Source organism: Pseudoxanthomonas daejeonensis, from assembly GCF_010093205.1.
Classification (GTDB): Bacteria; Pseudomonadota; Gammaproteobacteria; order Xanthomonadales; family Xanthomonadaceae; genus Pseudoxanthomonas; species Pseudoxanthomonas daejeonensis.
Genome location: NZ_PDWN01000007.1, coordinates 163,548 through 183,973, shown reverse-complemented (window position 1 = coordinate 183,973; position 20,426 = coordinate 163,548). Strand labels below are relative to the sequence as shown.

The 20,426-nt window shown below is 70.1% G+C and carries 25 protein-coding genes; 14 read left to right on the top strand and 11 right to left on the bottom strand.

Annotation, left to right across the window (positions count from 1 at the left end; translation table 11 throughout):
• Positions 1–38 precede the first annotated feature (38 nt).
• Positions 39–920 carry a bile acid:sodium symporter family protein gene (locus CSC65_RS09000; protein WP_162410223.1) on the bottom strand — a complete coding sequence of 294 codons (882 nt, stop codon included), beginning with the start codon at positions 918–920 and terminating at the stop codon, positions 39–41.
• 137 nt (positions 921–1,057) lie between these two features.
• Between CSC65_RS09000 and CSC65_RS08995 the strand changes: the two genes are divergently transcribed.
• Positions 1,058–1,546 (top strand): acyl-CoA thioesterase, encoded by a 489-nt coding sequence (locus CSC65_RS08995; RefSeq protein ID WP_162410222.1) that lies wholly within the window; start codon positions 1,058–1,060, stop codon positions 1,544–1,546.
• Positions 1,547–1,636: 90 nt separating this feature from the next.
• On the opposite strand, the gene CSC65_RS08990 is transcribed toward CSC65_RS08995, so the two are convergent.
• A complete protein-coding gene (locus CSC65_RS08990; protein WP_162410221.1) occupies positions 1,637–2,503 on the bottom strand; it encodes a C40 family peptidase in 867 nt (288 codons plus the stop codon).
• A gap of 105 nt (positions 2,504–2,608) precedes the next feature.
• The gene (locus CSC65_RS08985) at positions 2,609–3,097 is read right to left on the bottom strand and encodes a C40 family peptidase (protein WP_162410220.1); all 489 of its coding nucleotides are present in this window, start codon (positions 3,095–3,097) and stop codon (positions 2,609–2,611) included.
• A 145-nt stretch (positions 3,098–3,242) separates the two neighbouring features.
• Here CSC65_RS08985 and CSC65_RS08980 point away from each other — a divergent pair, with 145 nt between their 5' ends.
• On the top strand, positions 3,243–3,722 hold the full coding sequence (locus tag CSC65_RS08980) for an FKBP-type peptidyl-prolyl cis-trans isomerase (RefSeq protein ID WP_162410219.1): 480 nt from the start codon (positions 3,243–3,245) through the stop codon (positions 3,720–3,722).
• 92 nt (positions 3,723–3,814) lie between these two features.
• Here the strand turns inward: CSC65_RS08980 and rnhB are convergent, their stop codons facing one another.
• Genes rnhB through CSC65_RS08950 form a run of 6 tightly spaced genes read right to left on the bottom strand, consistent with a single transcriptional unit; the run spans position 3,815 to position 8,614 of the window.
• Positions 3,815–4,486 (bottom strand): ribonuclease HII, encoded by a 672-nt coding sequence (gene rnhB / locus CSC65_RS08975; RefSeq protein ID WP_162410218.1) that lies wholly within the window; start codon positions 4,484–4,486, stop codon positions 3,815–3,817.
• Positions 4,483–5,700, bottom strand: a complete 1,218-nt coding sequence (lpxB, locus tag CSC65_RS08970) for a lipid-A-disaccharide synthase (protein ID WP_162410217.1) — start codon at positions 5,698–5,700, stop codon at positions 4,483–4,485. The genes rnhB and lpxB overlap by 4 nt, the downstream gene beginning before the upstream one ends.
• Positions 5,701–5,734: 34 nt before the next feature.
• Positions 5,735–6,523 (bottom strand): acyl-ACP--UDP-N-acetylglucosamine O-acyltransferase, encoded by a 789-nt coding sequence (gene lpxA / locus CSC65_RS08965; RefSeq protein WP_162410216.1) that lies wholly within the window; start codon positions 6,521–6,523, stop codon positions 5,735–5,737.
• An 18-nt stretch (positions 6,524–6,541) separates the two neighbouring features.
• Positions 6,542–7,000 (bottom strand): 3-hydroxyacyl-ACP dehydratase FabZ, encoded by a 459-nt coding sequence (gene fabZ / locus CSC65_RS08960; protein WP_162410215.1) that lies wholly within the window; start codon positions 6,998–7,000, stop codon positions 6,542–6,544.
• Complete coding sequence (gene lpxD, locus CSC65_RS08955; RefSeq protein ID WP_202922857.1) at positions 6,997–8,022, bottom strand: UDP-3-O-(3-hydroxymyristoyl)glucosamine N-acyltransferase; 1,026 nt, start codon at positions 8,020–8,022, stop codon at positions 6,997–6,999. The genes fabZ and lpxD overlap by 4 nt, the downstream gene beginning before the upstream one ends.
• A 52-nt stretch (positions 8,023–8,074) precedes the next feature.
• On the bottom strand, positions 8,075–8,614 hold the full coding sequence (locus CSC65_RS08950; RefSeq protein ID WP_162410213.1) for a Smr/MutS family protein: 540 nt from the start codon (positions 8,612–8,614) through the stop codon (positions 8,075–8,077).
• A 108-nt stretch (positions 8,615–8,722) separates the two neighbouring features.
• Here CSC65_RS08950 and surE point away from each other — a divergent pair, with 108 nt between their 5' ends.
• The 4 genes from surE to CSC65_RS08930 are packed head-to-tail and all read left to right on the top strand — an operon-like array spanning position 8,723 to position 11,683.
• Positions 8,723–9,526, top strand: a complete 804-nt coding sequence (gene surE / locus CSC65_RS08945) for a 5'/3'-nucleotidase SurE (RefSeq protein ID WP_162410212.1) — start codon at positions 8,723–8,725, stop codon at positions 9,524–9,526.
• Positions 9,523–10,215 carry a protein-L-isoaspartate(D-aspartate) O-methyltransferase gene (locus CSC65_RS08940; protein ID WP_162410211.1) on the top strand — a complete coding sequence of 231 codons (693 nt, stop codon included), beginning with the start codon at positions 9,523–9,525 and terminating at the stop codon, positions 10,213–10,215. Before surE ends, CSC65_RS08940 begins: the two co-directional genes overlap by 4 nt.
• 3 nt (positions 10,216–10,218) lie before the next feature.
• Positions 10,219–10,869: an exopolysaccharide biosynthesis protein gene (locus CSC65_RS08935; RefSeq protein ID WP_162410210.1), complete on the top strand. Its 651-nt coding sequence runs from the start codon at positions 10,219–10,221 to the stop codon at positions 10,867–10,869.
• 49 nt (positions 10,870–10,918) lie between these two features.
• Complete coding sequence (locus tag CSC65_RS08930; RefSeq protein ID WP_238390330.1) at positions 10,919–11,683, top strand: peptidoglycan DD-metalloendopeptidase family protein; 765 nt, start codon at positions 10,919–10,921, stop codon at positions 11,681–11,683.
• A gap of 293 nt (positions 11,684–11,976) precedes the next feature.
• Here the strand turns inward: CSC65_RS08930 and CSC65_RS08925 are convergent, their stop codons facing one another.
• Both CSC65_RS08925 and yhbY read right to left on the bottom strand, forming a co-directional pair.
• Positions 11,977–12,351, bottom strand: coding sequence for an Mth938-like domain-containing protein (locus tag CSC65_RS08925; RefSeq protein WP_162410209.1), 375 nt, complete (start codon positions 12,349–12,351; stop codon positions 11,977–11,979).
• A gap of 18 nt (positions 12,352–12,369) precedes the next feature.
• A complete protein-coding gene (gene yhbY / locus CSC65_RS08920) occupies positions 12,370–12,675 on the bottom strand; it encodes a ribosome assembly RNA-binding protein YhbY (RefSeq protein ID WP_162410208.1) in 306 nt (101 codons plus the stop codon).
• 84 nt (positions 12,676–12,759) lie between these two features.
• Between yhbY and rlmE the strand changes: the two genes are divergently transcribed.
• The 8 genes from rlmE to hflX all read left to right on the top strand — a co-directional run bounded on the left by rlmE (position 12,760) and on the right by hflX (position 20,336).
• Positions 12,760–13,389 carry a 23S rRNA (uridine(2552)-2'-O)-methyltransferase RlmE gene (gene rlmE / locus CSC65_RS08915; protein ID WP_162410207.1) on the top strand — a complete coding sequence of 210 codons (630 nt, stop codon included), beginning with the start codon at positions 12,760–12,762 and terminating at the stop codon, positions 13,387–13,389.
• Positions 13,390–13,474: 85 nt separating this feature from the next.
• Positions 13,475–15,409, top strand: coding sequence for an ATP-dependent zinc metalloprotease FtsH (ftsH, locus tag CSC65_RS08910; protein ID WP_162410206.1), 1,935 nt, complete (start codon positions 13,475–13,477; stop codon positions 15,407–15,409).
• Positions 15,410–15,421: 12 nt separating this feature from the next.
• The gene (locus CSC65_RS08905; protein WP_162410205.1) at positions 15,422–15,682 is read left to right on the top strand and encodes a hypothetical protein; all 261 of its coding nucleotides are present in this window, start codon (positions 15,422–15,424) and stop codon (positions 15,680–15,682) included.
• Positions 15,683–15,701: 19 nt separating this feature from the next.
• Complete coding sequence (gene folP, locus CSC65_RS08900) at positions 15,702–16,595, top strand: dihydropteroate synthase (protein WP_162410204.1); 894 nt, start codon at positions 15,702–15,704, stop codon at positions 16,593–16,595.
• Between the two features lie 86 nt (positions 16,596–16,681).
• Positions 16,682–17,506, top strand: a complete 825-nt coding sequence (locus tag CSC65_RS08895) for a cytochrome c4 (RefSeq protein WP_162410203.1) — start codon at positions 16,682–16,684, stop codon at positions 17,504–17,506.
• A gap of 143 nt (positions 17,507–17,649) precedes the next feature.
• Positions 17,650–18,633 carry a tRNA (adenosine(37)-N6)-dimethylallyltransferase MiaA gene (gene miaA, locus CSC65_RS08890; RefSeq protein WP_162410202.1) on the top strand — a complete coding sequence of 328 codons (984 nt, stop codon included), beginning with the start codon at positions 17,650–17,652 and terminating at the stop codon, positions 18,631–18,633.
• Positions 18,634–18,708: 75 nt separating this feature from the next.
• Positions 18,709–18,996, top strand: a complete 288-nt coding sequence (gene hfq, locus CSC65_RS08885; protein ID WP_162410201.1) for an RNA chaperone Hfq — start codon at positions 18,709–18,711, stop codon at positions 18,994–18,996.
• Between the two features lie 23 nt (positions 18,997–19,019).
• Positions 19,020–20,336 (top strand): ribosome rescue GTPase HflX, encoded by a 1,317-nt coding sequence (gene hflX / locus CSC65_RS08880; protein ID WP_162410200.1) that lies wholly within the window; start codon positions 19,020–19,022, stop codon positions 20,334–20,336.
• The last annotated feature ends 90 nt before the right edge of the window (positions 20,337–20,426 follow it).

The following is a 20,426-nucleotide window of genomic DNA, read 5'->3' as shown; positions in this document are numbered from 1 at the left end:
GGTCGGGAGGGATGCGCAGCATCGCCCGCCGCGTCCGCTTACGCCACCGCGCCCTCCCGTTTTTGCGCGTCGCTGCGCACCAGCCACCACGCGAATGCCGCCGCGGTGAGGAACATCAGCAGGCTGTAGACCGCCGCCGGGGCGGCGATGGTGGCGTTCTCCAGCACGTTGAGCGCGACGAAGATCGCCAGGGTGCCGTTGTGGATGCCGATCTCCATGGCGATGGCGATCGCCTGCCGGCGCGGCAGGCGCAAGGCCAGCGGCGCGGCATAGCCCGCGCCCATGCTCGCGAGGTTGAACAGCAGGCAGGCCAGGCCGACGGCGGCGAAGTAGCTCGCCAGCACCTGCCAGGACTGGGCCACCGCTATCGCCACCAGCAAGGCGAGCACCAGCACCGCAAGCAGCCGCAGGGGCTTTTCGGCGCGCGCGGCCAGCGTGGGCGCCAGGCCGCGAAGGGTCATGCCGAGCAGCACCGGCAGCAGGATGATCACCGCCACCTCGATGATCTTGCGCGTCGGCGGCGGCACGAACTGGCCTGCGCCGAGGAAATATTCCAGCGCCAGGTCGAGGATCACCGGCAGGGTCAGCAGGCACAACACGCTGTTGATCGCGGTCAGGGTGATGTTGAGGGCGACATCGCCGCGCGCCAGGTGGCTGTAGATGTTGGCGGTGGCGCCACCGGGCGAGGCGGCCACCAGCATCAGCCCCACGGCCAGCTCCGGCGGCAGGCGGAAGGCCAGTGCCAGCGCGAAGGCGACCCACGGCAGCAGCAGCGTCTGCAGGGCGAGGCCGACCAGCACCGCGCGCGGATAGCGCGCAACCCGCCGGAAATCCTCGACGGTCAGCCCGAGGCCGAGCCCGAGCATGATCACGCCCAGCGCCAGTGGCAGCATCAGGTTGGTCAGCAGTGTCGCCTGCATCGTGCAATCCCCTTCCCCGAGGTCAGCCCAAGATCGCCGAGGTGCGGCCCGCGGTCACGCTGCTGCGCGGCATCGTGCACGCGCCGGTGCGTCCGGCGGCGTAGTCTCGGCCCCACGTGCCAGACCGGAACGCCGACATGCCTGGACAGCAGCGCGAACTGACCCTGCGTTTCCTCGCCGAACCCACCGACGTGAACTACGGCGGCAAGGTCCATGGCGGGGTCGTGATGAAGTGGATCGACCAGGCCGGCTACGCCGCCGCGGTCGGCTGGAGCGGGGGCTACAGCGTCACTGTCGCGGTGGGCGGGATCCGCTTCCTGGCGCCGGTGCGCATCAGCGACCTGGTCGCGGTATCGGCCAAGCTGGTCTACACCGGCAACAGCAGCATGCATTTCGCCATCGAAGTGCGCGCCCGCGACCCGATGGGGGGCGACTGGCGGCTGTGCACGCACTGCGTGATCGTGTTCGTGGCGCTGGACGCGGTCGAGGGCCGGCCGGTCGCGGTGCCGCCCTGGGTACCGCAGTGCGACGAGGACCGGCGCATGGCCGAATACGCGCTGCAGGTGATGGAGCTGAGCAAGGGCATCGAACAGACGATCGCCCGCTACCAGTCACCGGCGGCCTGACCGCCGGTTCGCCCGGGGCGGGCCGTTCATGGCCGCCAACGCACGAGGCCGCCTTGCGGCGGCCTCGTGGATGCGTTGCGGCGAGCTGCGTCAGAGGTCGACGCGGCGGGCCTGCATGAAGCGGTTGCCCCAGTAGCCGGTATCCATGCGGTCCACGCGCACGTCCTTGCCGCGGCTGGGCGCGTGCAGGAACTGGCCTTCGCCGACGTAGATGCCGACATGGTTGACCCGGCCACGCAGGCCGAAGAACACCAGGTCGCCCGGGTTGAGCATGCTGCGGTCGCGGATCAGTTCGGCGTCGGACTTGGTCGCCATCTCGCGCGACACGCGCGGCAGCTCGATGCCCAGCGCGCTGCGGAACACGTAGCCGACCAGGCCGCTGCAGTCGAAACCTTCGGTAGAGGTGCCACCCCAGCGGTACGGCGTGCCGATCAGGGCCGTGGCCGCTTTCAGTACCTGCTGCACGCGGCCCTGGGCGCCGCCGGTGGTGGCCTGTTCCGGTACGCCCTGGGTCAGGTCGTAGGCGGCGAGCAGGCGGCTGACGTCGCCGGCGAACATCGCCGAGCGGTCCAGCAAAGGGATGCTGTCGTTGCCGGCCAGGTGCGGCAGCAACGCGGCCAGGGTCGCGTTGGCGGCGGCATCGGCCTTCTGGCGCAGGCCCGCGGGCGCTGCAGGTGCGGCGGCAGGCTTGCCCGGGGCGGCTGCGCGGGCCGTTGCAGGCGCCGCCGGAGGAGCGGCGATGGCCACGGTCGCGACAGGCAGGTCGAGTTCGGGGGCGAGGATCTCGCTCGCCGCCGGGGCAATGGCCTCGGGCACGATCTGCGCGGGTTCGGGCGCCGCCAGCGCCGGTACGGCGGGCAGGGCCAGAAGCAGGGAGAGCAGGGGGCTCAGCGTCCGCCGGGGGCGGGGCGCTGGAGTGGCGGCGGGCTGGCCTGGAAGCAGGTCGTCGGTCGTCACGCGGGGATCACATTACGGCAATGGGTCGATCATGCCCCCTTCACCGCTCCTTGATGTTCACAAAAAGTTAAATTTTCGTGAAGTCACGTGGGTGCGTGTCCCATTTCAGAGCAGAACCCGTTTGGCCCCGCTGTAGTGGTCCCGCCAGTACGGGCCGTCCAGCCGGTCCAGGCGGACCGTGCCACCGGTACTGGGCGCGTGGACGAAACGGCCCTCTCCGACGTAGATGCCGACGTGGCTGACGTCGCCGCGGCTGCCGAAGAACACCAGGTCGCCGCTGGCCAGCTTTTCCGGGGCCAGGCGCGGCCCCTGGGCCGCCGCGAGGTCGCGCGAACTGCGCGGCAGGCGCAGGTCGAGCATGTCGCGGTAGACGTAATTGACCAGGCCGCTGCAGTCGAAACCCGAGTCTGGGGTATTGCCGCCATAACGGTACGGCGTGCCCACCAGGCTCAGGGCGCGCAGGGTGACCGCATTGGCCGCGGCCGGGTCGGCCGGGACGACCTGCGGCCAGTGGCGGCCCGGCGGGGCTTCCGCACGCGTGGCTTCACGCCCGCAGCCGGCCAGCAGCACCACCAGAACCGTCGCGAACGCCATGGCGACCCTACCTGGAACTGGCATGGCCGGGAGCGGGGCGGGATAATGTGGACCTGTCATCACGGCGGCCATCATGGCCGCACTTCCTCGCGGCCGACAAGCCGCCCACCCGCTGCCGCACCCCGGCAGCTAGCCCGAGTTGCGCATGAAGATCGAAAAAGACCGCGTCGTCCGTTTCCACTACACCGTCTCCGAAGTCGGCCAGGAGCCGTTGGAGAGCTCGCAGGAGCGCGAGCCGATCGCGATCCTGATCGGCCACGGCAACATCATCCCCGGGCTGGAAGCTGCGATGCAGGACAAGGTCGCCGGCGATCGCTTCGAAGTCGACGTTGCAGCGGCCGACGCCTATGGCGAGCGCCGCGAGGGCATGGGCCAGCGCATCCCAAAGAAGCATTTCGGCAACACCAAGCTGCAGCCGGGCGTGCAGGTGGTCCTGCAGACCAACTTCGGCCCGCGCGCGGTGACCGTGGAGAAAGTCGGCCACAGCGTGGTCGATGTCGACCTGAACCACCCGATGGCCGGCAAGGACCTGCATTTCGACGTGGAGATCGTCGAGGTCCGCGAGGCCAGCGCCGAGGAAGTCGAGCACGGCCACGTGCATGGCGACGGTGGCCACCACCACTGAGCCATCCTCCCGGTGGAACAGCGACGGCCCGCTTCGGCGGGCCGTGTGCTTTCCGGGGGCGTGCATTGCGGGCGGGTGGCCCGGGTGGCGTTTCAGACGGGAGCGAAGGCGGCGCCGATCGTGTCCACCCGCAGCCAAGCCTCCCGGACCGGCGCAAAACTGCGGCGATGGTGGGGGCAGGGGCCGTGCTGGACGAGCGCGGCCAGGTGGACCGGCGTCGGGTAACCCTTGTGCACGTCGAACCCGTAGTGCGGATGTTCCTCGTGCAGGGCGCACATCAGGCGGTCGCGCGCGACCTTGGCCAGGATCGAGGCGGCCATGATCGCCGGCTCCAGCGCATCGCCGCCGACGATGGCTTCGGCCATGCAGTTCAGCCCGCGCGGCAGGGTGTTGCCGTCGATCCGGGCCAGCTCCACCTGCGGGCCGAGCGCGGCGATCGCGCGACGCATGCCCTCCAGGGTGGCGTGCAGGATGTTGAGCCGGTCGATCTCCTCGACCGCGACCATTTCGATGTGCCAGGCCAGCGCCCGCTCGAGGATCAACGGGTAAAGCGCCTCGCGGCGCGCATGGCTGAGCTTCTTGGAATCGTCCAGGCCATCGATGCGGCGCGCCGGATCGAGGACCACCGCGGCGACCGCCACCGGGCCGGCCAGGGGGCCGCGACCGGCTTCGTCGACCCCCGCCACGCGCAGCCCCGCGCGATCGACCACGAACAGGTCCATGCCTGCACCGGCGTCCGTCGCAACGGCCTTGCGGCGGGTCATGCCCGGGTGGTCCGCGCCGGGGCCAGGCGCGGCAGCGTGGCGACCGCGTCGGCCGCCGACGCCGAGGCGTTGCGGCGCAGCTGTTCGTGCAGGGCCAGGTACTTGGGCTGCAACGCGGCAACCTCGCCCGGCGACTGGAACCAGCGCAGCACCGCCCCGGCCAGGCGCTCGGGGGTGCAATCGTCCTGCATCAGTTCGGGGGCGAGGTCTTCGCCGGCCAGCACGTTGGGCAGGGCGTAGCGGTCGACCTTGAGCATGCCCAGCGCACGCACGATGCGGTAGGTCAATGGCGATACCCGGTATCCGACCACCATCGGGCGTTTGGAAAGCATCGCCTCCAGGGTCGCCGTCCCTGAGGCGAGCAGGACCACGTCGGCGGCGGCCAGCGCGGTGCGGGCCTGGCCGTCGAGCAGGTGCGAATGCATCACCGGCAGTGCCGAGCGCGACAGCTGCGCCTGCAGCAGGGCGCGGCAGCGCGCATTGGCCGCCGGTACCACCACGTGCAGTGCCGGCAGCGTTTCGGAGACGTGCCAGGCTGCTTCGAAGAAGACCTCGCCCAGCCGCTCGATCTCCCCCAGCCGGCTGCCGGGCAGCACCGCCAGCACTGGCGCGCCGGCGGGCAGGCCCAGTTGCGCGCGCGCGGCGTCGCGGTCCGGGTGCAGCGGCATCGCGTCGGCCATCGGATGGCCGACGAAGCGCGCGTCCACGCCGTGGCGGGCGTAGATCGCCGGCTCCATCGGGAACAGGCAGAGCACGCGGTCGGCGCTGGCGCCGATCTTCTCGGCGCGCTTCTCGCGCCAGGCCCAGACCGAAGGACTGACGTAGTGCACGGTCGGCACGCCGCGCTGCTTGAACCAGCGCTCCACGCCGAGGTTGAAGTCGGGGGCGTCGATGCCGACCACCACGTCGGGTTGCCAGTCCAGCGCGCGCGCGCGGAAATCTCGGCGCAGCTTCAGCAGCCGCGGCAGGTGGCGCAACACTTCGAACAGCCCCATCACCGCCAGTTCGCTGGCGTCGTACCAGGTTTCCACGCCGGCCGCGCGCATCGCGTCGCCGCCGATGCCGGCAAAGCGGGCATCGGGGAATCGCCGGCGCAGTTCTTCGACCAGGCCCGCGCCCAGGGCGTCGCCGGAGGTTTCGCCGGCGACCAGGATGAAGCGCGGGCCCTTGCCCACGCGCTGCGACGCCTCGTGGCCCCGGATCGATTCGTTCACGGTTCGGCGTCCCCCGGCGTGTTCGGCATGGACGTCAGCGCAGCAGCGGGCGTTCGCCGCCGTCGATGAACTCCAGCAGCAGGCGCACGTCCTCGTTGCCCTCGGATTGCTGGACCAGCTGTTCGCGCGCTTCGGCCAGGGGAAGCCCGGCGACGAACAGCGTGCGGTACGCGCGCTTGATCGCGGCGATGCGCTCGGGGCTGAAGCCGCGGCGCTTGAGCCCTTCGCTGTTGATCCCGCGCGGCCGGCCGATCGAATTGCCGCCGACCATGGTGAACGGGGTCACGTCGCCGTTGGCCAGCGCACCCATGCCCAGGAAGGCGTGGTCGCCGATCCGGCAGAACTGGTGGGCGCCGGCGAAGCCGCTGATGATCACCCAGTCGCCGACGGTGACGTGGCCGGCCAGGGTGGTGTTGTTGGAGAAGATGCACTGGTTGCCGACGATGCAGTCGTGGGCCACGTGGGTGTAGGCCAGCATCCAGTTGTCGTCGCCGATGCGGGTGATGCCGCCGCCGTGCCCGGTGCCGCGGTTGAGGGTGACGAATTCGCGGAATACATTCCGGTCGCCGATCACCAGCTCCGTGCGTTCGCCGGCGAACTTCTTGTCCTGCGGCTCGCCGCCGACGGCGACATGGCCGATGAAACGGTTGTCGCGGCCGATCCGGGTCGGTCCGGCGAAACTGCAGTGCGGGCCGATCTGGCAGCCGTCGCCGATCTCCACGTCCGGGCCGATCAGGGTGAAGGCGCCCACGCTCACGCCTTCGCCCAGGCGCGCGCCCGGGTCGATGACGGCGGTGGGGTGGATGCGGGCGTTTTCGTTCATGGGCGGTCCGTCAGGGCGTTATTCGCGGGTGCCGGCGCACAGCACTTCGGCGCAGGCGACGATCTCGCCATCGACCTTGGCCTCGCCGTAGTACACCGCCATGTTGCGGATCACGCGCTTGATCTGCACGTGCAGTTCGAGCACGTCGCCGGGGACGACCTGCTTGCTGAAGCGCGCGTTGTCGACCTTGACCATGTAGAACAGCTTGGACTGCGCGTCGCGGCCCAGCGACAGCTGGGTCAGCACGCCGCCGGCCTGGGCCAGGGCCTCGATGATCAGCACGCCGGGCATGATCGGCTGGCCGGGGAAGTGGCCCTGGAAGAACGGCTCGTTGACGGTCACGTTCTTCACGCCGACGATGCGCTTGGCCTCGATATCCAGGTCGACGACCTTGTCGATCAGCAGGAACGGATAGCGGTGCGGGATCAACTGGCGGATGGTATTGACGTCGACGGGGAGCTTCACGGTTTCGTTCATTCGGCGCTGTCCTGGGTGGAGGCGTTGACGCGGCGCGCCAGTGCATCCAGTTGCTTGAACCGGGCGGCATTCTTGCGCCAGGTGCGATTGTCGGTGAGTGGCGTGCCCGACGAGTACTCGCCGGGCTCGCGGATGGAATGGGTGACCAGTGACATGGCGGTGATCAGGACCTGGTCGGCCACTTCGAGGTGGCCGAGCACGCCGGCGCCGCCGCCGACCAGGCAGTAGCGACCGATCTTCGCGCTGCCGGCGGCGGCCGAGCATCCGGCCATCGCGGTATGCGCGCCGATCCGGACGTTGTGGCCGATCTGGACCAGGTTGTCGATGCGCACGTCTTCTTCAAGCACCGTGTCGTCGAGTGCGCCGCGGTCGATGCAGGAGTTGGCGCCGATCTCGCAGTCATCGCCGATGACCACGCCGCCCAGCTGCGGGACGTTGACCCAGCGGCCCGCGTCCATCGCCAGGCCGAAGCCCGCCGCGCCGAGCACCGCGCCGGGCAGGATCCGCACGCGCTTGCCCAGCCGGACCCGGGCCACCAGCGTGACCCGCGCCTGCAGCTCGCAACCCGCGTCCAGCTCGCAGTCCTCGCCGATGGTGCAACCCGGGCCGATCACGCAGCCGGGACCCACCGTCGAGCGCGCGCCGATGCTGACGAAGGGACCCACGTGCGCATCCGGCGACACCTCGGCGGTGGGATCGACCACGGCGCTGGGGTGGATGCCCGGATCGCGCGCCGGCACCCGTTCGAACAGGGCCGAGATGCGGGCGAAGGCGACGTAGGGATCCTTGGCGACCAGCGCGGCACCGGGCGCGGAGGGCACGTCGTCGGCGCGCAGCACGACCACGCCCGCGCTGGAGGTCGCCAGTTGCGAGCGGTAGCGCGGATTGGCGAGGAAGGCCAGCTGCCCGGGGCCAGCGCCGGCCAGGGTGGCCACGCCGTGCACGCGCGCGCCGCCGTCGCCATGCAACTGCAGCGAGAAGCGTTCGGCCAGTTCGGCGGCGGTGAAGGCGGGGGCGTCCATGGCGCGCATTCTAGCCTCACACCCCCGATGGACCGGACCGGACCGTACGGATTCAGCGGCGGGCGAGCAGGACCAGCAGGGCGCCGGTACCGCCCTGCGCGGGCGGTGCGGAGTGGAAGGCGAGCACGTCGCCGCGCTGGCGCAGCAGCCGGTCGACCAGGTTTTTCAGCACCGGCACGCCTTCGCCGCCGCCGTCCTTGCCGCCACCCTTGCCATGGATGATCCGCACGCAGCCCAGTCCGGCATCGATGGCCTCGGCCAGGAAGCGGGCCAGCAGGGTTTCGGCCTGCAGCGCGTTGGCGCCGTGCAGGTCCAGTTCGTCCTGGGCCGAGTATTCGCCGCGCCGCAACCGCTGCCATGCGCGGGCCGGGACCCGCTCGCGCCGGAATGCGCTCGCATCGCCGCGCAGCAGGGCCGACTCCGGATCGTTGGCGATGCGCCCGCGGCCGCCTTCGTCGGCGTCCACCGGGCGGCGCGGCACCGGCCGCGGCTTCGGACGAACAGGCGGCGCGGCAGCCGGCGCGCGCAGCGGCGCGACTTTGCCGATCGCGGCCCGGAACAGGCGGGCGTCGTCGTCCTCGTCATCGTGCATCGCCACAGGGTAGCGCAGGCACGAAGCCTTTCCGTCGGCGCGATGTGCGCGGCTGCCGCGAACGCGGGGGAGGCTTCCGGTATCATGCGGATGTTTTCGAGGAAGCCCATGCGCGTACTTGTTTCGAACGATGATGGCGTGGACGCGCCCGGCATCCATGCACTGGCCCAGGGCCTGCGCGACGCCGGACACGAGGTCTATGTCGTAGCCCCGGACCGCGACCGCTCCGGCGCCAGCAATTCGCTGACCCTGGACCTGCCGATCCGGGTCAAGCGGCTGGACCACTACACCTGCTCGGTCGCCGGCACGCCTACCGACTGCGTGCACCTGGCCCTGACCGGCATGTTCGAGTTCGAGCCGGACATCGTGGTGTCGGGGATCAACAACACCGCCAACCTCGGCGACGACGTGATCTATTCGGGCACGGTGTCGGCGGCGATGGAGGGGCGCTTCCTGGGCCTGCCCGCGGTGGCCGTGTCGCTGGCCACGCGCAACCACGATGCCAAGCACTACGAGACCGCCGCGCGCGCCGCGGTGGAGATCGTGGCGCGCCTGCTCACCGACCCGCTGCCGGCCGACACCATCCTCAACGTCAACGTGCCGGACCTGGCCTGGCACGAGGTGCGCGGCTTCGAGGTTTCGCGCCTGGGCAACCGCCATCGGTCCGAGCCATGCATCCCGCAGCCGGATCCGCGCGGACGCACCGTCTACTGGATCGGCCCGGCTGGCCCGGAGCAGGACGCCGGACCCGGCACCGATTTCCACGCGGTGCGCACCGGCCACATCTCGATCACCCCGATCCATGTCGACCTGACCCGCTACCAGGCGCTGGAGAAGGTCGCCGGCTGGGTCGGCGGGCTTTCGGCCGCGCTGGCCACCCCGGCCGGCGACAGCGGCGAGGCCGGGCCATGAACCCCAGGCTGCGCATGCAACCGCAAGCGATCGGGCAGGGCATGACCTCCCAGCGCGTGCGCGACCGCCTGGTCGAGCGCCTGCGCGAGGGTGCCAGCAATGGCCAGGGTATCGCCGACGAGCGCGTGCTCAACGTGATCCGCACCCTGCCGCGGCACCTGTTCGTCGACGAAGCGCTTGCCAGCCGCGCCTACGAGGACACCGCGCTGCCGATCGGCCATGGCCAGACGATCTCCCAGCCCTGGGTGGTCGCGCGGATGACCGAGGTGCTGCTTGAGAACGCACCGGCCAAGGTGCTGGAGGTCGGCACCGGCTCGGGCTACCAGGCCGCGGTGCTGGCCGCCCTGGGCCTGGAAGTGCATACCGTCGAGCGCATCGGCGAACTCCTGCGGCAGGCGCGCAAGCGTTTCCGCACGCTGGGCATGAACATCCGCAGCAAGCATGACGACGGCCGGATCGGCTGGCCCGAACACGGACCGTACGACGCGATCATCGTCACCGCCGCGGCGCCGGCGCTGGTGCCGGCACTGGTCGACCAGTTGCGGACCGGCGGGGGGCTGGGCGCGCCGGTCGGCGGCAGCAGGTCGCAGGCACTGGTCCGGCTGGTCCGGCGCGAGGACGGCAGCGTGGAGGAGACCCGCCTGGCGGCAGTCACCTTCGTGCCGCTGCTGTCCGGGATGATCGACTGAACCATGACCGGACCGGACCTTTCCCGCATCAACGACACCGGATCGCTTGGCGACCAGCTCGAGGCGATCATCGGGCAATTGCCGGAAGACCACCTCAGCCTGGGCGAACTGCTGGAGGTGTTCGGCGACGAAGGCCTGCTGCTGCTGACCATCCTGCTGACCCTGGTATTCCTGATCCCGGTGTCGATCCCGGGCGTGAGCACGGTCTTCGGTGCCGCGATCCTGCTGGTCGGGATCAGCCGCCTGCTCGGTCGGCCGCTGTGGCTGCCGGCGAAGTTGCGTACCCGGCCGCTGCCGGCAGTGAAACTGCGCCCGGCCCTGACTGGCGGCCTGCACTGGGTGCGTCGGCTGGAGAAGATCAGCCGCCCCTACCGCCTGCGTCGCCTGGTCGAGGGTCGCGCGCAAGGCAGTTTCAACAACCTGGCCTTCATCCTCGCTGCGCTGTTGCTGATGGTGCCCTTCAGCTTCATTCCCTTCAGCAACACGTTGCCCGCGCTGGCGCTGCTGTTCTACGCCATCGGCATGATCCAGCGCGATGGCACCGCGATCCTGCTCGGGCACCTGGCCAACATCGGTACGATCATCTACTTCGGTATCCTGATCGGCGGTGGTGGCATGGCCGCGCACGGGTTGCTGCGGCATTTCACCGGATGACGGTTGCGCAGGTTTCGCGTAGCCGGCTGGCACGACGGATGGAGCAGTAATGACCGGAATACGTGGGCGGATGCGGGTGGTCCTTGCGATGGTGCTGGCAATGGCGATGGCCGCCTGCAGCAGCACCGTGGTGCGCACCCCTCAGGGCGAAGGCAGTGGTTCGACCGCGTCCGCCGGTCGCAGTGGCGCGACCGTGGTGGTGCAGCAGGGCGATACGCTTTACTCGATCGCCAGGCGCAACGGCGTGGCGGTCACCGACATGGCCCGCTGGAACGGCCTGCAGCCGCCGTACACGATCTACCCGGGCCAGCGCCTGTCGCTGGGCCAGGCGGGCGGGAGCCGCGGCGCGACCGCGCCCACGCGGACCGTGGTCGCGCCCAAGCCAGCGACCACGGCCGGCCAGCAACCGGCCCCCAAGCCGACGAGCGCACCCGCCAGCAGCGGCTTCAGCTGGCGCTGGCCGGCACAGGGCGTGTTGCTGGCGACCTTCGTCCCCGGCGACAACACCCGGCAGGGCATCGACATCGGCGGCAGCAGCGGCCTGCCGGTGACCGCGGCCGCCGATGGCGTGGTGGTGTATTCGGGCGCGGGCCTGGTCGGCTACGGCGAACTGATCATCATCAAGCACAACGAGCAGTGGCTGTCGGCCTACGGCCACAACCGCAAGCGCCTGGTGGCCGAGGGCCAGAAGGTGAAAGCCGGCGAGCAGATCGCCGAGATGGGCCGCAGCGGTACCGATCGCGAGAAGCTGCACTTCGAGATCCGTTACAACGGCAAGCCCATCGACCCGCTGCTGTACCTGCCGAAGCGATAGGGGCGCGCTGCGTCTGAAGGCGTGACCCGCACGCGGCGCAGATGCCCGGCGTGCGCTCAGGGCGGGCAGGTGGATCGCAGGGCACGTGGCTCGCTCCCCGCAGCGTCCTCCCATGGCCCGTTGCAGTACCTGGGGAATTCAGGGGGCTACCGGCGCGATCGGTCCAGTAGAGCTGGGCCTTGGGCCGCAGCCTCTCGTGATCGGCGCTGAGAGCAGCGGGGCAAGTCCCGCTCCACAAATGACGTAACCGCGGAGCGGTGAAGCCGGCGGCGAGCCGGTGTGGCGGGCAAGCCTCAGCCCAGCAGCAGCGCCACCACGACGCGCCGGCCTTCGCCGGCCAGCACGTTGTAGGTGCGGGCGGCGGCGGCGTTGTCCATGACCTCGATCCCGATGCCGCGGGTCAGGCAGGCGGCCATCACGGCGGCGGGCGGGAACACCTGTCGGCCGCCGGTACCCAGGACCACCAGTTCCGGCTCCAGCGCCAGCAGGGGTTCGAGATGTGCCGGCTCCAGTGCCGTGGACGCGGCGGGTGCCGGCCAGTCCTCGACCAGGCGATCCGGTGCCAGGGCGAAGCTTCGGTTGAGGATCCGGTCGTTGACCCGGGCCTGCTGGCCATCGGCGCCGCGCAGGACCCAGGCGTAGTCGGGGCGTTCGTGGCTCAGCTGCATGGCGCCAGGCTCCTGCGCTCAGGCGCGGGGCAGGACGATCGCGGGCATTTCCCGGGACGGACGGAACAGGGTGGCGGTATGCCCGATTCGCTGCACGAGCGCGGCTCCGGTCTGCTTGGCCAGGGTGTCGATCATGGCGTCGCGGGCGTCGCGATCCTCGGCGCCGACCTTGACCTTGACCAGCTCGTGGCGCTCCAGCACCTCGTCCAGCTCGGCCAGCAAAGCCGGGGTGATGCCCTTGCCCCCGACCTGCATCAGGGCCTTGAGGCCGTGGGCCTGGCCGCGGAGAAAGCGGTTCTGGGCGGCGGTCAGGACAACGGACATCGGGGTTACCGGGGCAGGGCAATGGGTTGTTCAGGGTATCATGGCCGCCCATACCGCCGCGGGCGTTCTCCGCCCGGCCCCCGCATGACCCGCAGCAAGAGCAGCCAACGCTGGCTCCGCGAGCATTTCGCCGATCCCTATGTGAAGAAGGCGCAGGCCGAGGGCCTGCGTTCGCGCGCAGCGTACAAACTGGAAGAACTGATCGAGCGAGACCGGCTGCTGAAGCCGGGCATGGTCGTGGTCGATCTGGGCGCGGCGCCGGGTGGCTGGTCGCAGTTCGTGCGCCAGGCGATGGGTGACGGAGGCCGCGTCGTGGCGCTGGACATCCTGGAGATGCCGCCGCTGGCCGGCGTCGAATTCCTTCATGGCGACTTCAGGGAAGAAGCGGTCTTATCGGAGCTGGAGACGCTGCTGGGCGGCCAGGCCGTCGACCTTGTGCTGTCGGACATGGCCCCCAATATGAGTGGGGTGGATGTCGTCGACCAGGCCCGGGCGATGCATCTCGCCGAGCTGGCGGTGGAGTTCGCCGACGGCCACCTGCGTACGGGCGGCGCCTTCCTGATCAAGCTGTTCCAGGGGGTCGGTTTCGACGACTACGTGCGGGAACTGCGCCGCCGCTACGAAAAGGTGGCGATCCGCAAGCCGGCGGCCTCGCGCAAGCGTTCGCCGGAAGTCTATGCCCTGGCGCAGGGCAAGCGCGCCCTGATCAGATAAGCTCGACCCAGCAACAACCCCAGCCAGATCCACCCCCACAGCCAGTGCGACACGCCATACACAGGGAAATGCGGAGCCGATGAGGATGAACGACTTGACCAAGAATCTGCTGCTCTGGGTAGTCGTCGCCATCGTGCTGATGGTCGTGTTCCAGAGTTTCTCGCCGCGCGATGGCGCCACCGCCACGGTGGGCCAGTCGCGCAGCTACACCCAGTTCCTGCAGGAAGTGGACGCCGGCCGGATCCGTTCGGTGGTGATCACCGATGCCAGCACGCTGACGACCAACGCGATCCGCTACAAGCGCGCCGACGGCACCGAGGGCCAGGTGACCGGTCCGATGGACATGAAGCTGACCGACCAGCTGCTGAGCAAGAACGTCGACGTGGTCCGCGAGGATCCCAAGAGCGGGCCGAGCTTCTGGAGCATCGTCCTCAACTTCCTGCCCGTGCTGCTGATCATCGGCTTCTGGCTGTTCATCATGCGCCAGATGCAGGGCGGGGGCGGCGGCGCCAAGGGCGCGATGTCGTTCGGCAAGTCGCGCGCCAAGCTGCAGGGCGACGACCAGGTCAAGGTGACCTTCGCCGACGTGGCCGGTTGCGACGAGGCCAAGGAAGAAGTCGGCGAACTGGTCGACTTCCTCCGCGACCCGTCCAAGTTCACCAAGCTGGGCGGCAAGATCCCGCGCGGCATCCTGATGGTCGGCCAGCCCGGTACCGGCAAGACCCTGCTGGCCAAGGCCATCGCCGGCGAGGCCAAGGTGCCGTTCTTCTCGATCTCCGGCTCGGATTTCGTCGAGATGTTCGTCGGCGTCGGCGCCAGCCGCGTGCGCGACATGTTCGAGCAGGCCAAGAAGCACGCGCCGTGCATCATCTTCATCGACGAGATCGACGCGGTCGGTCGCCATCGCGGCGCCGGCCTGGGTGGTGGCCACGACGAGCGCGAGCAGACCCTGAACCAGCTGCTGGTCGAGATGGACGGCTTCGACGGCGGTGAAGGCGTGATCGTGGTCGCTGCGACCAACCGTCCGGACGTGCTTGATCCGGCTTTGCTGCGCCCGGGTCGTTTCGACCGCCAGGTGGTGGTCGGCCTGCCCGACGTGCGCGGCCGCGAGCAGATCCTCAAGGTGCACATGCGCAAGCTGCCGCTGGCCGACGACGTCGAGCCGATGGTGATCGCCCGTGGCACGCCCGGTTTCTCCGGCGCCGACCTGGCCAACCTGGCCAACGAGGCGGCGCTGTTCGCCGCGCGCGAAAACGCGAAGGAGGTCCGCATGGACCACTTCGATCGCGCCCGCGACAAGATCCTGATGGGCGCCGAGCGCCGCTCGATGGCGATGAGCGAGGACGAGAAGACGCTCACCGCCTACCACGAGGCTGGCCACGCCATCGTCGGCCGCGTGGTGCCCGAGCACGACCCGGTCTACAAGGTCACCATCATTCCGCGCGGTCGCGCGCTGGGCGTGACCATGTACCTGCCCGAGGGCGACCGCTACTCGATTAACCGCGTGGCGATCGAATCCCAGCTGTGCTCGCTGTACGGCGGGCGCGTGGCCGAGGAGCTGATCTTCGGCGAGGACAAGGTCACCACCGGCGCCTCCAACGACATCGAGCGCGCGACCAAGATGGCGCGCAACATGGTCACCAAGTGGGGCCTGTCCGACGAGATGGGGCCGATCGCCTATGGCGAGCAGGAGGACGAGGTGTTCCTCGGCCGCTCGGTCACACAGCACAAGAACGTCTCCGACGACACCGCGCGCCGGATTGACGAAGTCGTGCGCGCGATCCTGGACCGTGCCTACGCCCGCACCAAGACCATCCTGACCGAGAACCTCGACAAGCTGCACGCGATGTCGCAGTTGCTGCTGCAGTACGAGACCATCGATGCGCCGCAGATCGACGCGATCATGGAAGGCCGCGAACCGCCGCCGCCGATGGGCTGGGGCAAGGCGGGCAAGGACGGCGACAACAAGAGCGGTCCGCGTCCGTTGCCGCCGGTCGGCGGCCCCGCTACCCAGACCTGAGACGGGCGGCGCATGGCCGACCTGCCTGACCAGCCACTTCCGCGGCCCAGCTATTACGTGAACAACCCGTGGCGCACCCGCGCCACGGGTTGTTTTGCTGGCGCCTCGATGATGCTGACGATCACCGCCATCTTCTACGCGCTCGGGCGGCTGCCGCTGCCGCTGGTCGGCATCTCGGTGCTGCTGGCGATGGGCGCGTTCGGCTTCGGCCTGTATGCGCGCCGTCGCGCCGCGCGCTTCGACGCCGACCTGGGCAACGGCCCGGGCCACTGATCCGTCGAGGGGGAGCGCCATGTTCGATATTTCGCCGCAGCTGGACTGCGCCGGCCGGGTGCTGAAGCTCGATCGCGCCCGGGTGATGGGCATCGTCAACGTGACCCCCGATTCCTTCTCCGATGGTGGCGCCCACGCGGACACCGGTGCCGCGGTCGCGCATGGCCTGAAGCTGGCCGCCGAGGGCGCCGACATCCTGGACGTGGGCGGTGAATCGACACGTCCCGGTGCCAGTGAAGTGCCGCTCGAAGAGGAGCTCCGCCGGGTCGTCCCGGTGATCGAGCGCCTGGTCCGCGAGACCTCCTTGCCGGTAAGCGTGGACACCTGCAAGCCGGACGTCATGCGCGCCGCGGTGGCTGCGGGCGCGGGCATGATCAACGACGTCCGCGCGCTGCGTGCCGAGGGTGCGCTGGAAGCGGCGGCTGCGCTGGGCGTGCCCGTGGTGCTGATGCACATGCAGGGCGAACCGCGCTCGATGCAGGACGATCCGCAGTACGACGATGTCGTCGCAGAAGTGCATCGTTTCCTCGCCGAGCGCATTTTCGCCGCCGAGCTGGCGGGGATCTCAAAGAAGAACCTCGTCGTGGATCCGGGTTTCGGCTTCGGCAAGGCCCTTGCCCACAACCTGGTCCTTCTGGCGCAGCTCGAGCGCTTCACGGAATTGGGCGTGCCGGTACTGGCGGGCCTGTCGCGCAAGCGCAGCATCGGCGAGCTGACCGGGCGCCAGGATCCGGTCGAGCGCGTCGCCGGTTCCGTCGCGGCCCACGTGATCGCCGCGCAACGTGGCGCGCGGATCGTGCGGGTGCACGACGTCGCCGCGACGGTGGACGCGTTGAAGGTACTGGAAGCAGTGGCGGCCGTGCCGTCCCCCCGGCGCGACGCGACCCCGGCGATCCGCTGGCCCGACGAATAGCGTCGTCTCGCGCCGGAGCTGGCACCGGCTGTCCGGTGCAGCGGCGCCGCTGCGTTTCCCCCTCCAAACCGGTGCTGGGGAAGCCGATGCGTCGACACGCAACGATTGCAGTGCTGCTGCTCGTGGCCGCAGCCTGTTCGCGCGCGCCCGATCCGGGGGCGCCTCCTGCCGGCAAGCCGCCGGACGTGCCGGTTGTCGCGGTTGCCGCCGGAGATCTGATCGAGGGTGAACGTATCGCCACCCGGGTCGGTTGCAATGGCTGCCACGGTCCCGGTGGCCGCGGCGAAATATTCATGGAGCGGCCCGGGCTCGGCCGGGTCGTGGCGCCGAACCTGACCCAGCGCCGCGCGCTATACGACGATGCCGGCCTGGAGGCGCTGCTCCGGCACGGGCGGACCCACGACGGCCACCTCCCGTTCGCCATGCCGATCAAGATGTTCCAGCACCTCAGCGACCAGGAGGTGCGCGACATCACCGCCTGGCTGCGCGCGCTTCCGGCCGCGGAGAACCCGGAACTGCCCACCACCGCCCTCGATGCCACGGTTGTGGCGCAACTGGCGGAGGGCACCTTTCCCTATCTCGACGACATGAAGCCTGATCCGGGCAATCGCCCGCCGGCCGCACGTCCCGCCGGCGGCGCTGCGCTGGGCCGGCACCTGGCGTTCACTACCTGCAGCGAATGCCACGGCTGGGACCTCAAGGGTTGGGAGGGCGACCCGGCGCCCTCGCTGCTGGTGGTGGCCAAGGCCTACAGTCCGGAGGCGTTCCGCCGGCTGATGCGCGAGGGCACCACCCTGGCCGGCGGCGATAGCAAGCCCACCGGATTGATGAGCGCAGTGGCGCGTTACCGGTTCAAGTCCATGACCGACGAGGAGATCGACGCGCTGCACGCGTTCCTGGTTTCGCAGTGAGGGCGGGGCCAGCGTGGGGCTCCGGTAAGCTTTGCGCCTACCTTTGCCGCGGAAAGCCAGCGCGTGAGTGAACTCGTGCCCCGAAACCACCGCCGTCCGGCCGCGTGCGCCTGGGCGACCGGCAACCGAGCGTCGGCCGGCACATGGGCATAGACACGCGGCCCCTGGCGATCGCGGTGATGGGCCCGACCGCGTCGGGCAAGACCGCATTCGCGATCGACGTGGCGAGGCGGTTCGGGGGCGAGATCGTCAGCGTCGACTCGGCGCTGGTCTACCGCGGCCTGGACATCGGCGCGGCCAAGCCGGACACGGCCGAGCGCCGCGGGGTGCCGCACCACCTGCTCGACGTGCGTGAGCCGTGGCAGCCGTATTCGGCGGCCGAATTCGCCGCCGATGCACGCGCGGCCATCGAAGGTATCGTCGCGCGCGGCGGCCTGCCGGTGCTGGCCGGTGGCACCGGGTTGTACTTCCGCGCCCTGCTGCGTGGGCTGGCGGCCATGCCGGAGGCCGATCCCGCCTTGCGCGAGGCCATCACCGCCGAAGGGCAGGTGCGCGGATGGGCCGCGCTGCATGCGGAACTGGCACGCGTGGATCCGATTGCCGCGGCGCGGATCGGCAGCGCCGACGCGCAGCGCATCCAGCGCGCCCTGGAAGTGTTCCGCCTCAGCGGCCGGCCGATCAGCGAATGGCAGCGCGATCCGCCGCCGCCACGCCTGCCGCTGCGGGTGCTCCGGCTGGTGCTGGCGCCGCGCGAGCGCGCGACCCTGCACGCCCGCATCGAAAAGCGCTTCGACGCGATGCTGGCCGCCGGCTTCCTCGACGAAGTGCGTGGACTGCGGGCGCTGCCGCAGCTGGGCGGGCATCCGGCTCCGCTGGACCTGCCGGCGCTGCGTGCGGTGGGCTACCGCCAGGCCTGGGAACACCTGGCGGGGGCGAGCACGGCCGCAGAGTTCCGCGACCGCGGGATCTTCGCCACCCGGCAGCTCGCCAAGCGCCAGCTGACCTGGCTGCGCGGCGAGCTGGACGCGCGCTGGTTCGATCCGGAACGTGACGGCGATCAACTCGCAGGCGCCGTTTCCGGTTTCCTCGGCGCGCCGGGCCCGACCCGGGGGCGCGGGCTTGTGTAACATGCCCGCACGGGCCGGGGGAGGCCCCAGTACGTCCCACAAAGAACACCCATAAGAAGAACAAGGGGAACAACGATGTCCAAGGGGCAATCGCTGCAGGATCCTTTCCTGAACGCACTGCGTCGCGAACGCGTGCCGGTATCGGTCTACCTGGTGAACGGCATCAAGCTGCAGGGTACGATCGAATCCTTCGACCAGTTCGTCGTGCTGCTGCGCAGCACCGTGAGCCAGATGGTCTACAAGCACGCCATTTCCACCGTCGTGCCGTCGCGCAACGTCCGGGTCGGACCCGGCGGCGGCTATGTCCAGCAGCCGGGCGAGTCCGCTGACGGCGATATCGACGGTGGCGACGAGGCGGAGTGAAGCTGAAGTTGTTGGAGTCCTGATTGTTCGAACGTTCCCGCAAGGGTGAAAACGCGCTGCTGATCCAGCCCCACGCCGGTGGGGCCGTGCCCGAGGATGTGCTCGAGGAGTTCGCCGACCTGGCCCGCTCGGCGGGTGCCAGCGTCGCGGCGACCCTGACCGCGCGCATCGACAAGCCCAATCCGGCGACCCTGATCGGCAGCGGCAAGCTGGAAGAGGTCAAGGCCGCGGCCGATGCCACCGGCGCCGACCTGATCCTGGTCAACCATCCGCTCAGCCCCGGCCAGGAGCGCAACCTGGAAAAGGCGCTGGAGCGGCGCGTGGTCGACCGTACCGGGCTGATCCTGGACATCTTCGCCCAGCGCGCGCGCAGCCACGAAGGCAAGCTGCAGGTCGAACTGGCGCAGCTCAAGCACATGGCCACGCGGCTGGTCCGCGGCTGGACCCACCTGGAACGCCAGCGCGGCGGTTCGATCGGCCTGCGCGGCCCCGGCGAAACCCAGCTGGAGACCGACCGCCGGCTTTTGCAGAAGCGCCTGGAGCAGTTGCAGCGCCGGCTGGAGAAGGTCGAGGTGCAGCACGCGCAGATGCGCCGCGCGCGGGTGCGCAGCGAACTGCCGCGGGTGGCCCTGGTCGGGTACACCAATGCCGGCAAGTCGACCCTGTTCAATGCACTGACCGGCGCGGACGCCTACGCCGCCGACCAGCTGTTCGCCACGCTCGATCCGACCGTGCGCCGGATCGCCCTGCCGGGCGGCAGCGTGGTCCTGGCCGACACCGTCGGCTTCGTCCGCGACCTGCCGCACGAGCTGGTCGCCGCGTTCCGTTCGACCCTCTCGGAGGCGCGCGAGGCCGACCTGCTGCTGCACGTGATCGATGCGGCCGATCCGCTGCGCGAGGACCGCATCGCCCAGGTCGACGCGGTGCTGGCCGAAGTGGGCGCCGGCGAGCTGCCGCAGTTGCTGGTGTTCAACAAGATCGACCGGATCGAGGGCGCCGAGCCGCGCCACGACCACAACGGCGGCGAATCCGACGATCCGGGCCACCGCGAACGGGTCTGGCTTTCGGCCCGCGATGGCCGCGGCATGGAGCTGCTGCAGGCCGCGCTGGCGCGCCGGCTCGACTTGCAGCGCGTGTTCGGCGAACTGCGCCTGCCGCCGCAGGCCGGGCGCCTGCGCGCGCGCCTGCACCAGCTCGAAGCCGTGCGCGCCGAGCAGGGCGACGAACACGGCTGGCTGCTGCACGTGGACCTGCCGCGTGGCGAGGCCGAGCGACTGGCCGCGCGTGCCGACGGCGAGCCGCTGCGCGCATTGCTGCCGCCGCCGAACGAAGAAGATTGAGCGCATGCCTTGGCCTGGAGGCGGCACGTTCCGATGCCTGGAACGCGTCGTCCCGGCCAGGCCATACCAATGGCCGGGGGAGCGCCGGCG

Excerpts from the sequence above, each read along its gene's own strand:
- CSC65_RS09000 (WP_162410223.1), bottom strand. The coding sequence starts at position 920 with ATGCAGGCGACACTGCTGACCAACCTGATGCTGCCACTGGCGCTGGGC.
- CSC65_RS08995 (WP_162410222.1), top strand. The coding sequence starts at position 1,058 with ATGCCTGGACAGCAGCGCGAACTGACCCTGCGTTTCCTCGCCGAACCC.
- CSC65_RS08985 (WP_162410220.1), bottom strand. The coding sequence starts at position 3,097 with ATGGCGTTCGCGACGGTTCTGGTGGTGCTGCTGGCCGGCTGCGGGCGT.
- CSC65_RS08980 (WP_162410219.1), top strand. The coding sequence starts at position 3,243 with ATGAAGATCGAAAAAGACCGCGTCGTCCGTTTCCACTACACCGTCTCC.
- rnhB (WP_162410218.1), bottom strand. The coding sequence starts at position 4,486 with ATGACCCGCCGCAAGGCCGTTGCGACGGACGCCGGTGCAGGCATGGAC.
- lpxA (WP_162410216.1), bottom strand. The coding sequence starts at position 6,523 with ATGAACGAAAACGCCCGCATCCACCCCACCGCCGTCATCGACCCGGGC.
- fabZ (WP_162410215.1), bottom strand. The coding sequence starts at position 7,000 with ATGAACGAAACCGTGAAGCTCCCCGTCGACGTCAATACCATCCGCCAG.
- lpxD (WP_202922857.1), bottom strand. The coding sequence starts at position 8,022 with ATGGACGCCCCCGCCTTCACCGCCGCCGAACTGGCCGAACGCTTCTCG.
- CSC65_RS08950 (WP_162410213.1), bottom strand. The coding sequence starts at position 8,614 with ATGCACGATGACGAGGACGACGACGCCCGCCTGTTCCGGGCCGCGATC.
- surE (WP_162410212.1), top strand. The coding sequence starts at position 8,723 with ATGCGCGTACTTGTTTCGAACGATGATGGCGTGGACGCGCCCGGCATC.
- CSC65_RS08940 (WP_162410211.1), top strand. The coding sequence starts at position 9,523 with ATGAACCCCAGGCTGCGCATGCAACCGCAAGCGATCGGGCAGGGCATG.
- CSC65_RS08935 (WP_162410210.1), top strand. The coding sequence starts at position 10,219 with ATGACCGGACCGGACCTTTCCCGCATCAACGACACCGGATCGCTTGGC.
- CSC65_RS08930 (WP_238390330.1), top strand. The coding sequence starts at position 10,919 with ATGACCGGAATACGTGGGCGGATGCGGGTGGTCCTTGCGATGGTGCTG.
- CSC65_RS08925 (WP_162410209.1), bottom strand. The coding sequence starts at position 12,351 with ATGCAGCTGAGCCACGAACGCCCCGACTACGCCTGGGTCCTGCGCGGC.
- yhbY (WP_162410208.1), bottom strand. The coding sequence starts at position 12,675 with ATGTCCGTTGTCCTGACCGCCGCCCAGAACCGCTTTCTCCGCGGCCAG.
- rlmE (WP_162410207.1), top strand. The coding sequence starts at position 12,760 with ATGACCCGCAGCAAGAGCAGCCAACGCTGGCTCCGCGAGCATTTCGCC.
- ftsH (WP_162410206.1), top strand. The coding sequence starts at position 13,475 with ATGAACGACTTGACCAAGAATCTGCTGCTCTGGGTAGTCGTCGCCATC.
- CSC65_RS08905 (WP_162410205.1), top strand. The coding sequence starts at position 15,422 with ATGGCCGACCTGCCTGACCAGCCACTTCCGCGGCCCAGCTATTACGTG.
- folP (WP_162410204.1), top strand. The coding sequence starts at position 15,702 with ATGTTCGATATTTCGCCGCAGCTGGACTGCGCCGGCCGGGTGCTGAAG.
- CSC65_RS08895 (WP_162410203.1), top strand. The coding sequence starts at position 16,682 with ATGCGTCGACACGCAACGATTGCAGTGCTGCTGCTCGTGGCCGCAGCC.
- miaA (WP_162410202.1), top strand. The coding sequence starts at position 17,650 with ATGGGCATAGACACGCGGCCCCTGGCGATCGCGGTGATGGGCCCGACC.
- hfq (WP_162410201.1), top strand. The coding sequence starts at position 18,709 with ATGTCCAAGGGGCAATCGCTGCAGGATCCTTTCCTGAACGCACTGCGT.